The sequence below is a fragment of the Streptomyces sp. NPDC028419 genome (assembly GCF_055565515.1).
Map to the genome: position 1 here is coordinate 1 of NZ_JBVHUE010000060.1, position 11,102 is coordinate 11,102.

General features: G+C 71.1%; 11 protein-coding genes and 1 pseudogene. 9 read left to right on the forward strand and 3 right to left on the reverse strand.

All coding sequences use genetic code 11. The features are described from left to right. Positions 1–114: 114 nt before the first annotated feature. Entirely contained in the window at positions 115–1,260 is a 1,146-nt protein-coding gene (hppD, locus tag ACZ4UB_RS38025) for a 4-hydroxyphenylpyruvate dioxygenase (RefSeq protein ID WP_354384406.1), read from the reverse strand. Positions 1,261–1,382: 122 nt separating this feature from the next. Between hppD and ACZ4UB_RS38030 the strand changes: the two genes are divergently transcribed. The 8 genes and pseudogenes from ACZ4UB_RS38030 to ACZ4UB_RS38065 all read left to right on the forward strand — a co-directional run. Continuing rightward, positions 1,383–1,853 (forward strand): Lrp/AsnC family transcriptional regulator, encoded by a 471-nt coding sequence (locus ACZ4UB_RS38030; RefSeq protein ID WP_354384435.1) that lies wholly within the window; start codon positions 1,383–1,385, stop codon positions 1,851–1,853. Between the two features lie 67 nt (positions 1,854–1,920). Continuing rightward, the gene (locus ACZ4UB_RS38035) at positions 1,921–2,568 is read left to right on the forward strand and encodes an ABC transporter permease (RefSeq protein ID WP_354384405.1); all 648 of its coding nucleotides are present in this window, start codon (positions 1,921–1,923) and stop codon (positions 2,566–2,568) included. Beyond that, positions 2,561–3,838 (forward strand): ABC transporter ATP-binding protein, encoded by a 1,278-nt coding sequence (locus ACZ4UB_RS38040; RefSeq protein ID WP_468077634.1) that lies wholly within the window; start codon positions 2,561–2,563, stop codon positions 3,836–3,838. The genes ACZ4UB_RS38035 and ACZ4UB_RS38040 overlap by 8 nt, the downstream gene beginning before the upstream one ends. Beyond that, positions 3,835–4,713 carry an ABC transporter permease gene (locus ACZ4UB_RS38045; RefSeq protein WP_468077636.1) on the forward strand — a complete coding sequence of 293 codons (879 nt, stop codon included), beginning with the start codon at positions 3,835–3,837 and terminating at the stop codon, positions 4,711–4,713. Before ACZ4UB_RS38040 ends, ACZ4UB_RS38045 begins: the two co-directional genes overlap by 4 nt. Continuing rightward, on the forward strand, positions 4,714–5,748 hold the full coding sequence (locus ACZ4UB_RS38050; protein ID WP_468077639.1) for a glycine betaine ABC transporter substrate-binding protein: 1,035 nt from the start codon (positions 4,714–4,716) through the stop codon (positions 5,746–5,748). A gap of 64 nt (positions 5,749–5,812) precedes the next feature. Further along, positions 5,813–6,490 (forward strand): ArsR/SmtB family transcription factor, encoded by a 678-nt coding sequence (locus ACZ4UB_RS38055; RefSeq protein WP_468077641.1) that lies wholly within the window; start codon positions 5,813–5,815, stop codon positions 6,488–6,490. A gap of 75 nt (positions 6,491–6,565) precedes the next feature. Next, complete coding sequence (locus tag ACZ4UB_RS38060; protein WP_468077643.1) at positions 6,566–6,877, forward strand: hypothetical protein; 312 nt, start codon at positions 6,566–6,568, stop codon at positions 6,875–6,877. Next, positions 6,862–8,166: pseudogene (locus ACZ4UB_RS38065) on the forward strand (MFS transporter); the annotation flags it as partial. The gene ACZ4UB_RS38060 and the pseudogene ACZ4UB_RS38065, both read left to right, overlap by 16 nt. On the opposite strand, the gene ACZ4UB_RS38070 reads toward ACZ4UB_RS38065, so the two are convergent. Both ACZ4UB_RS38070 and ACZ4UB_RS38075 read right to left on the reverse strand, forming a co-directional pair. Beyond that, the gene (locus ACZ4UB_RS38070; protein WP_468077645.1) at positions 8,096–8,872 is read right to left on the reverse strand and encodes a S16 family serine protease; all 777 of its coding nucleotides are present in this window, start codon (positions 8,870–8,872) and stop codon (positions 8,096–8,098) included. The pseudogene ACZ4UB_RS38065 and the gene ACZ4UB_RS38070 overlap by 71 nt on opposite strands. Positions 8,873–8,927: 55 nt before the next feature. Continuing rightward, the gene (locus ACZ4UB_RS38075) at positions 8,928–9,569 is read right to left on the reverse strand and encodes an IclR family transcriptional regulator (protein WP_354384399.1); all 642 of its coding nucleotides are present in this window, start codon (positions 9,567–9,569) and stop codon (positions 8,928–8,930) included. A 369-nt stretch (positions 9,570–9,938) separates the two neighbouring features. Between ACZ4UB_RS38075 and ACZ4UB_RS38080 the strand changes: the two genes are divergently transcribed. Beyond that, entirely contained in the window at positions 9,939–10,976 is a 1,038-nt protein-coding gene (locus tag ACZ4UB_RS38080; RefSeq protein ID WP_468077647.1) for a hypothetical protein, read from the forward strand. Positions 10,977–11,102 lie beyond the last annotated feature (126 nt).

Genomic DNA, 11,102 nt, shown 5'->3' on the forward strand with positions numbered 1-11,102 from the left:
ACACCCCACCCCCTCCGCGGTGCGTGGGATGGCGGTTCTTCTCTTCTCCCCCCCCCCCCCCCCCCCCCCCCCCCCCCCCCCCCCCCCCCCCCCCCCCCCCCCCCGCCGTTGCGGCTAGAGGTTGCCGCGCTTCTCCTGCTCGCGCTCGATCGCCTCGAACAGGGCCTTGAAGTTGCCCTTGCCGAAGCCCATGGAGCCGTGGCGCTCGATCATCTCGAAGAAGACGGTCGGCTTGTCCTGGACCGGCTTGGTGAAGATCTGCAGCAGGTAGCCGTCCTCGTCGCGGTCGACGAGGATCTTCAGCTCGCGCAGGGTCTCCACCGGCACCCGGGTCTCGCCCGCCCACTCGCCGAGGGTGTCGTAGTACGAGTCCGGGGTGTCGAGGAAGGCCACGCCGGCCGCGCGCATCGTCCGTACCGTCGAGACGATGTCGTTCGTCGCCAGCGCGATGTGCTGGACGCCCGCGCTGCCGTAGAACTCCAGGTACTCGTCGATCTGCGACTTCTTCTTCGCGATCGCCGGCTCGTTGATCGGGAACTTCACCTTCAGGGTGCCGTCCGCGACGACCTTCGACATCAGCGCCGAGTACTCGGTCGCGATGTCGTCGCCCACGAACTCCTTCATGTTCGTGAAGCCCATGACCTTGTTGTAGAAGGCGACCCACTCGTTCATGCGGCCCAGCTCGACGTTGCCGACGCAGTGGTCGATCGCCTGGAAGGTCCGCTTGGCCGGGCCCTCCACCAGGGGGGCGACGCCGACGAAGCCCGGCAGGTAGGGGCCGGAGTAGTTCGAGCGGTCGACCAGGGTGTGGCGGGTCTGGCCGTAGGTGGCGATCGCGGCCAGGACGACCGTGCCGTGCTCGTCCTTCAGCTCGTACGGCTCGTCCAGGCCGCGGGCGCCCTGCTCGACGGCGAAGGCGTAGGCGGCGCGGGCGTCCGGAACCTCGATCGCGAGGTCGATGACACCGTCGCCGTGCTCGGCGACGTGCTCGGCGATGAAGCGGCCGTGGTCGGTGGACGGCTTGATGACCGAGGTCAGGACGAAGCGCGCGGAGCCGTTGGTCAGGACGTAGCTCGCGGTCTCGCGGCAGCCGTTCTCCGGGCCGGAGTAGGCGACGAGCTTCATGCCGAAGGCCGTGGAGTAGAAGTGCGCGGCCTGCTTGGCATTGCCGACGGCGAAGACCACCGCGTCCATTCCCTTGACCGGGAAGGGGTCTGCCGTGCGGGCGGCGTCCGTGGCGTGATCGAGGGTCTCAGTCATGAGCGCAGAGTCCCGCCGAACCACAAGCTGCGCAATAGTTCGCATTTCCATTGCACATATTGACCAGTGAGACCGCAGGATGAATGCAGCATCTGTACAGGATGACCAGCGAAGGAACACCCATGGCGATCGATCAATTGGACGGCCGGCTCATCGTGCTGCTCGCCCGGGAACCCCGGATCGGGGTCCTGGAGGCCTCGCGGCGGCTCGGCGTCGCGCGCGGCACGGTACAGGCGCGTCTGGACCGGCTTCAGTCGAATGGCGTCATCCGCGGATTCGGTCCGCAGGTGGATCCGACGGCGCTCGGCTACCCGGTCACGGCCTTCGCCACGCTGGAGATCAAACAGGGGCAAGGCGCGGACGTACGGGCGCACTTGGCCGGGGTCCCGGAGGTGCTGGAGCTGCACACCACCACGGGCCACGGCGACATGTTGTGCCGGCTGGTGGCCCGTTCCAACGCGGACCTCCAGCGGGTGATCGACCGGGTTGTCGGATTTGATGGCATCGTGCGGGCTTCGACGGCAATTGTCATGGAGAATCCCGTACCCTTGCGGATCATCCCGCTGGTCGAACAGGCGGCCGAGGACGACTGAGGCGACCGAGGCGACCGCGGGCGGCGGAGCCCGCACCGGGCCGACAGGAAGGACGAGGTGACGCGGCGTGAGCTTCTGGTCCTACCTCTCGCACCGCCACCAGCAGCTGCTGACCGACGCCTTCCAGCACGCCAGCGCCGTCTTCCAGTGCATGGTGATCGCGACCGTGCTCGGCATCGCGATCGGCGTCCTGACCTACCGCAGCGGCTGGGCGGGCAATCTGGCCATCGCCTCCACCTCGACCGTGCTGACCGTCCCTTCGCTGGCCCTGCTCGGCCTGCTGATCCCGCTCGTCGGGCTCGGCGTCGCACCGACCGTGATCGCGCTGACCCTGTACGGGCTGCTGCCGATCGTCCGGAACTCGATCGTGGGACTGCGGGGCGTGGACCCGGCCCTCGTCGACGCCGCCACCGGCATCGGGATGTCGCGCACCGCCCGGCTCCTGCGGGTCGAGCTGCCGCTCGCCTGGCCGCCGATCCTGACCGGCATCCGGGTCTCCACGCAGATGCTCATGGGCATCGCCGCGATCGCCGCGTACGCCTCGGGCCCCGGGCTCGGCAACGAGATCTTCCGCGGGATCGCCTCGCTCGGCAGCGCCAACGCCATCAACCAGGTGCTGGCCGGGACCGTGGGCATCGTCATCCTCGCCCTGCTCTTCGACGCCGCGTACGTCCTGCTCGGTCGTCTCACCATCCCGAGGGGAATCCGTGTCTGAGCCGATCGAGACCACCGCAGCACCCTCCGCAGCGGCGCCGTCCGGGGCCTCGGCCTCCGGGGCGGCCATCCGGCTGGAGGAGCTCACCAAGCGCTACCCGGGCAACCCCAACCCCTCCGTGGACGGCGTCTCCATGGACATCAAGGCCGGCGAGACCGTCGTCTTCGTCGGCCCCTCGGGCTGCGGGAAGTCCACCACCCTCAAGATGATCAACAGGCTGATCGAGCCCAGCTCGGGCCGGATCCGGATCGGCGACGAGGACGTCACCGACATGGACCCGGTCAAGCTGCGGCGCAAGATCGGGTACGCGATCCAGTCGTCCGGGCTCTTCCCGCACATGACGGTCGCCGAGAACATCGCCCTCGTCCCCAAGATGGTCGGGTGGTCCAAGTCCCGGGTGAAGGACCGGGTCGAGGAGATGCTCGACCTGGTGGGCCTGGACCCGAGGGAGTTCCACGGCCGCTATCCGCGCCAGCTCTCGGGCGGCCAGCAGCAGCGCGTGGGCGTGGCCCGGGCGCTGGCCGCCGACCCGCCCGTGCTGCTGATGGACGAGCCCTTCGGCGCGGTCGACCCGATCACCCGCGACCACCTCCAGGACGAGCTGATCCGGCTCCAGCACGAGCTGCACAAGACGATCGTCTTCGTCACGCACGACTTCGACGAGGCCATCAAGCTGGGCGACCGGATCGCGGTACTGCGCGAACGCTCGCACATCGCCCAGTTCGACACCCCCGAGGCGATCCTCACCAATCCGGCCGACGACTTCGTCTCCGGCTTCGTCGGCGCGGGCGCCGCCCTCAAGCGGCTCAACCTCACCCGGGTCCGGGAGGTCGAGATCGCCGACTTCCCGACGGTGACGGTCGACGACCCGCTCCAGCTGATCTTCAACAAGCTGCGCACCGGCCCGCACAACGAGCTCTTGATGCTGGACCGGCGCGGGCGCCCCTACAAGTGGCTGCGGCGCGGCGACCTGATGCGGGCCAAGGGCTCCCTCGCGCGGGCGGGCCAGCTGGTGCACGACACGGTGACCCGGGACGCCACGCTGCACGACGCGCTGGAGGCGGTCCTGACGGACAGCGGCGGTCGGGTGGCGGTGACCGGACGGCGCGGGGAGTACATCGGCGTCGTCGACGTGGAGACCCTGATGAACTCGGTGCACGAGATGCTGGAGGCGGACCGGCTCGCGGCCGCCGAGCACCAGCACGACCTGGAGGAACTGCGCCACCACCGCACCGATCGAGAGCTGGAGGGTGGTGCGGAGCCCTCATGAGCACCGGCAAGTCACCGGTCCCCTCCCCCGAGCGCCCGCCGGGTGAGCACGAGGTCATGGGCCACGCCTTCCGCGACGAGGCGCTGATCGAGGATCCGCGGGAGGGGGCCGCGGAGTCGACGGCCGCCGCGGCCCGGCCCCGGCGGCGGATCACCTGGCCGCAGCTGGTCGTGCTGCCCGCCGTGCTGGCGCTGGTGCTGCTGGCGACGTACCTGTGGATCACCAACATCCACCTGGACACGATCGCCGAGAACTCCCTCAGCGGCGGGAACGTGCAACTGCGGCTGCGCCAGCACGTCCAGCTGACCGCGATCTCCACCTTCTGGGTCCTGGTCATCGCCATCCCGCTGGGCATCGCGCTCACCCGGGGCGCGCTGCGCAGGGCGGCTCCCGTGGTCACCGCGATCGCCAACATCGGTCAGGCCACCCCGGCGATCGGCCTGTTGGCGCTGCTGGTGATCTGGCTGGGCATCGGTCCCTCGACCGCGATCATCGGGATGGTCGCCTACGCCGTGCTGCCGGTGCTCTCCAACACCGTGGCCGGGCTGCGGGCCATCGATCCCCAGCTGGTGGAGGCGGCGCGCGGGATCGGGATGTCCTCGCTGGGGACGCTGGGCAAGGTGGAGCTGCCGCTCGCCGTCCCGCTGATCCTGGCGGGCGTACGGACGGCCCTGGTGCTCAATGTCGGCACGGCGGCCCTGGCCACCTTCGGCGGGGGCGGCGGCCTGGGCGACCTGATCACCTCGGGGATCCAGACGCAGCGGATGCCGGTGCTGGTGCTGGGGTCGGTGCTGACGGTGGCGCTGGCCCTGTTCGTGGACTGGCTGGCCTCGCTGGCCGAGACGGTCATGACGCCGCGCGGGCTGGAGGCGTAGATGGGTACGGGATCGGGCGCGGGGCCGGGTGCGCGGGCGGGAGTACGGGCGCGGGCGGGGGCGCGTGCCGCGGTACGGTCCGCGCTCGCGGCGGCGGCGCTGCTGGCGGCGGTGTCGGGGTGCGGGCTCAAGAGCGGGTCGCCGCTGGTGGACGACGTGGTGCCCGGCTCGGTCGGGCAGGGTCTCCCCCTCAAGGGCGCCTCCTTGACGGTCACGTCGAAGAACTTCAGCGAGAACATCGTCCTCGGCCAGATGATCGGGCTGATCTTCAAGGCGGCGGGCGCGGAGGTCCTCGACCGGACGAACCTGCCCGGCTCGATCAGCGCGCGCGAGGCGGTCGTCAAGGGCGACGCCGACGCGATGTACGAGTACACGGGCACCGCCTGGATCACCTACCTCGGCAACGCCGAGCCGATCGACGACCCGCACGCGCAGTGGGAGGCGGTCCGCGCGGCGGACGTGAAGAACGGCGTGGCCTGGCTGCCGCAGTCGTCCCTCAACAACACCTACACGCTGGCGATCAGCAAGAAGAACAACGCCAAGTACCACCTGAAGACCATGTCGGACATGGCGAAGCTGTCCCGGGAGGACCCGGGGGCGGTGACGGTGTGCGTGGAGAACGAGTTCGCCTCGCGGGAGGACGGCCTGACGGGGATGGAGCGGGCCTACGAGATGAAGATCCCGGCGGGCAACGTGCGCAAGATGGACGCCGGGATCATCTACACGCAGGTGTCGAAGTCGAACTCCTGCCTGCTGGGCGAGGCCTTCACCACGGACGGCCGGATCAAGGCGATGGACCTGGACACGCTGGCGGACGACCGGAGGTTCTTCCCCAACTACAACGCGGCCCCCGAGATCCACGCGAAGACGCTGGCCAAGTACCCGGTGATCGCGCAGCTGCTGGACCCGCTGACGCGCCGGCTCACGACGCGGGTGGCGCAGGACCTGAACGCGAAGGTGGACGTGGAGGGGCAGGACCCCCACGACGTGGCGAAGCGGTGGCTGATCGAGCAGGGGTTCATCAAGGAGGGCTGAGTTCCAAAGGAACCTATGCAAAGAAGTGCTTGCAAAGACTTCTTTGCAAGTCTAGAGTTGAGGCATGCCCGAGAACGCCGAGCCCCAGCAGCCCGCCGCCGAACCATCCACGCCCACTGAACCGTCCACGTCCACCGAAGCGGTCACGCCCACCGAAGCGGTCGCCTCCGCCGAGCCGTCCGCGCCCAAGGTCCGCAATCTCGACGCGCACGCCCTGCGGGGGCTCGCCCACCCGCTCCGCATGCGGCTGCTGGCCGCCCTCCGCCAGAACGGCCCGGCGACCGCCTCCCAACTGGCCGAGCAGCTGGGTGAGTCCAGCGGCGCCACCAGCTACCACCTGCGCCAGCTCGCCGCCCACGGGTTCGTCGAGGACGCCCCCGAGCACGGCAAGGGGCGCGAGCGCTGGTGGCGGGCCGCCCATGAGGGCACGAGCTTCGACGAGACGATGATGAACGACCCCGACCCGGCCACGCGCAGCGCGGCGGAGGTCTTCCTGCACGAGATCGCGACCATCCACGCGCAGGAGATGAACACCTGGCTCGGCACCTCCCACACCTGGTCGACGGAGTGGCGCCGGGGCGCGGACCTCAGCGACTTCACGCTGCGCCTGACGGCCCACCAGGCGAACGAACTGATCCACAAGATGCACGACCTGATCAACAGTTACCGCGATCTGGGCCCCGCGGAGGAGACCGAGACGGTCCGCTTCCACACGCACGTCTTCCCGCGCGCCTCGGACTGACGCCCTCCCCCGCCCCGCCCGCACCACCCCCGGAAACCGATTGACCCGCATCCTCCTGCCGGAAAGAGTCCTGCCATGCCCTCCACGCCTGCCGCTCCCGTCCACACGCACGCCCTCGCGCACGCCCTGACGCCGGCCTTCACGCCGGCCTTCACGCCCGCCGAGACCCACGCCGTCCTGCACACCGCCCGCACCACCGAACTGACGGCGGGGGCCGCCGAAGCCGCCGCCCGGCGGGGCGCCCTGGCCCACGCCCGGGAGGCCGACACCGCTTCCATACCGGGTGTGCGGGCCCTGCTCGGCAAGGCGCTCGTCGCCGCCGGGACGCGGCTGCTCGCCCACGGCCAGGGCTACGGCCAGGGCTCCGCACATCCGCACGCGGCATGAGCAGGCGCCCGTTCGCGGCCGTCCTGGTCGCCAACACCATCTCGATAGCCGGTAGTTCGCTCACCCTCATCGGCGTCCCGTGGTTCGTCCTCCAGACCACGGGCAGTGCCGGCCGGGCCGGGGTCGTGGCCTTCTGCGCCACCCTGCCCGTCATCGTGGCCGCCCTCGTCGGGGGGCCGGTCATCGACCGGATCGGCCGCCGCCGGGTCTCGGTGGCCTCGGACCTGATCTGCGCCCTCTGCGTCGCCACCATCCCCGTGCTGCACTACGCGGGGGCGCTGGACTTCTGGATGCTGTGCGCGCTGATGGCCGTCGGCGGGCTGGTGCACACCCCGGGGCTGACCGCCCGCGGCGTGCTGCTGCCCGACCTCGCCGAGCACGCGGGCACCACGCTGACGCGGGCCGCCGGGCTCTACGACGCGGTCTCGCGCGGGGCGCGGATGATCGGGGCCGCGTTGGCGGGCGTCCTCATCGCGTTCTTCGGGGCCGAGTCCGTCCTGCTGCTGGACGCGGCCACCTTCGGGGTCTCCGCACTGCTGGTCGGTGCGTTCCTGCGCGGGGTGCCGGCGGCCGAACCGCAGGGCCGGGCCGGGTCGGTGTCCCTGGCGGGGTACCGCGCGGAGCTGGGCGAGGGGTGGCGCTTCCTCCTGGGGTCCCGGCTGCTGCTGGGGATCACCTTCATGGTCATGCTGACGAACGGCATCGACCAGGGGTGGGGCGCCGTACTGCTGCCGGTGCACGGCCGCGAGGCGCTCGGCGGGGCCACCGCGATCGGCCTGCTGATCTCGCTCTTCGGCGGCTCCGCGCTGCTGGGCGCGCTGCTCTACGGCGCCTGGGGCGACCGGCTGCCCCGGCGGTTGGTGTTCGCGGTGGCCTTCTTGCTCTGCGGGGCGCCGCGCTTCCTGGTGGCGGGCCTCACCGACACGACCCTGCCGCTCGCGGTGACGATGGCGCTGTCCGGTCTCGGGGCGGGCGTGCTCAACCCCGTCCTGACCACGGTGATCTATGAGCACGTGCCCGACGAGCTGCGCAGCCGGGTGGCGGGCGTGACCACGGCGGGCTGTGAACTGACCATGCCGCTCGGCGGGCTCGCCGCCGGCCTGCTGGTGGACGGCTGGGGCATCGGCCCGGCGCTGCTGCTCTTCGGCGGGGCCTACCTGCTGACGACCCTCGCCCCGCTGGTCTTCCCGGCCTGGCGGGCGATGGAGAAGCCGCCGCTCAGCACGACGGAACCGGCTCCCCGAGGTTCAGTGCCCGCAGATCGTTCACCGCTTCCGTCAGGGTCGTGACGGGGATCAGCCGCAGCCCTTCGGGGAGTTCGGACTTCGCGTCCGAGCACTCGGCCTTGGGCACCAGGAAGACGGTCGCGCCGTCCCGCGCGGCGGCCTGGGTCTTGAGCGCCACGCCCCCGACCGCGCCGACCGTGCCGTCCGCGGTGATGGTGCCCGTACCGGCGATGTCGCGGCCGCCGGTGAGGTCGCCGCCCTTGCCGTCGCCGTCGAGCTTGTCGACGATGCCGAGGGAGAAGAGCAGCCCGGCGCTGGGGCCGCCGACGTCGGCGAGGTTGAGGTCGACCTTCACCGTGTCGGGGCTCTTGTGGAGGAAGCCGAGCGCGGCCTGGGCGGCGGCCGACTGCGACTGGGTCATTTCCTCCAGGTTGTGCGCGGTGATCTCCTTGTCGCTGCCGCCCGTCGGGTAGACCGCTTCCTTGGGCATGACCGCGCGGTCCGTCCGGAACCAGTTGTCGACCAGCTCGGCCAGGCCGACCGTGCTGGACGGGCCGGTGGCCAGGATCGTGGTCATCCGCAGGTGCCCGCTGGTCTGCCGGGTCGGCGCGCCCGTGACCGTGATCACGGGCTTGCCGTCCTTCGCCCCGAGCACGTCCGTGGTCAGGCCCGGACTCGCGAGGATGAACGGCAGCGGCGCCAGGGCGGCCACGGCGAACAGGCCGAGCAGGGGCGCGGCGCAGACGGCCAGGGCGGCGGGACGCGACATGCGTGTGAGGCGAGAGAGCACCCGGCCAATCTAGCCGCCGGGCGCCCGCTCCGGCTCAGCGCAGCGCGTCGGCGACCTCGCGGGCCGCGTCCACGACCCGCGGACCGACCCGTTCGGGCACGGCGTCGGCGAGCATCACGACGCCCACGCTGCCCTCCAGGCCCGTGATGCCCACCAGGGGCGCGGCAGCGCCGCTGGCGCCCGCTTCCAGCTCCCCGTGGGTCAAGGTGTACCCGGGGTCGATCAAGGAGCCCTGACGGGCGGCCAGGATCGCCCGGCCCGCGGCGCCGCGGTCCAGCGGGTGGCGGAAGCCCGCCCGGTAGGCGACGTGATAGTCGGTCCAGGTCGGTTCCACGACGGCCACGGCGAGCGCCTCGGTGCCGTCGACGAGGGTCAGGTGCGCGGTGGCCCCTATGTCCTCGGCGAGGGAGCGGAGCGCCGGCAGGGCCGCCTCGCGCACGAGCGGGTGGACCTGACGTCCCAGCCGCAGTACGCCGAGCCCGACGCGGGCGCGGCCGCCGAGGTCACGGCGGACCAGGGCGTGTTGCTCCAGCGTGGCGAGGAGGCGGTAGACCACGGTGCGGTTGACACCGAGGCGGTTGGACAGCTCGGTGACGGTCAGACCGTGGTCGGTGTCGGCGAGCAGTTTGAGGACTCTGAGCCCTCTGTCGAGAGTCTGGGAGGTTTCCGCGGTCACGACGCCTCTCCCTCTTTCGGTGAGCGGCGGTGACTCTCGCGGGGTGGAGCGCTGCCGTATCCCTTCGGCGACGCACGGAGAGGCCGCCGGTACTAAGCCATGGCACCGGCTGCGCTCCCGCGGCGGCACTGCCACGGGGCGTTCATTGCGGGGACAGTAGCGAGCGGGTCCGCTCAGCGGAAGGGCTCGTCCAGAATCCGGGCGCCTACTACCCGTATATACCGGTTCGCTCCGGGCCCCTGTGCCAAGTCGTGACCTACCCCGCGGTAAAAGCTGTTTAAAGAGCGATTAGTCTGAGCGCGTTCAAAAAATGTTGGGGGTGGGGACGGGCGATCGCGCCCGGAGCCACACGGGAGGGATTACACACCAATGAACCTGAAGCGCATGGCCGTCGTGGCCGCCGCAGCCGTGGTCGGTCCGACGGTCCTCATGGCCACGCCGGCGATGGCCGACGAGGTCAAGAACACCGCGGTCACGACCCCGGACACCGACCTCACGAAGGACGCCGCCGCCGGGACGGACAAGACCGACAAGGCCGAGACCCCGGCCCCCGTCGTCCCGGTCACCCCGCCGGTCGTCGCCCCGGTCGTCCCGCCGGTCTCTGACGCCAAGCCCGCTCCGGCTCCGGCCCCGGCCCCGGGTGTGGACACGGGCAAGGACGACTCCGCGGACGACGAGATCCCGGTCGCCAACGGCCCGAAGCTCTCCATCAAGGGCCTGCCCGCGAGCTTCACCGCCGGCGGCGCCGCGCAGAACTTCACCCTCCACGTGGACAACTCCAAGGGCGGGAACCTCAAGGACTACGCCCTGGGCCTGAACCTCTTCACGAACGGCCCGTTCCTCACGAGCGAGCAGATCAAGTTCGAGGCGTACCTCGCCGACGACGAGGACAACGAGGGCTGGCAGCTGCTCGAGGCCTACGGTTCCGAGGAGGCGTACGGCCTGTACATCGGCTCCGGCTCCATCGGCAAGGGCGATGTCTTCGACATCAAGCTGCGGATCTCGTTCGCCAAGGGCGCGCCCACCACCGGGCTCGGCTTCCACACCGTCGGCTGGAGCCAGGTCGAGGGCGAGCACATCGAGTCGAACGACGACCACCAGCGGTCCCAGCTCAAGGCCGCGGGCACCAACAACGGCGGTGGCAACACCGGCGGTGACCACGGCAACGGCAACGGGAACACCGGTGGCAACACCAACAACCCGAAGCCCGACGGTGGCACCACCACCCCGGTCGTCGACCACAACACCGGCGGCAACAACACCGGCAGCAACAACGCCGGTGGCCAGCTCGCCGAGACCGGCGCCGACGCCGCCACCTCCTGGGCCCTCGGTGGCGCGGGCGTGGCCCTCGCCATGGGCGCCGCCCTGGTCGCGGGCACCGGCCGCCGTCGCCGCACGACCGCGTAACGCCGGGTAGAACCGCGTAACGAGGTGTCCTAGGACACACGGGAGGGGGGGGGGGGGGGGGGGGGGGGGGGGGGGGGGGGGGGCGGGGGGGGTGGGGGGGGGGGGGGTGGGGGTTGGGTAGCCTTG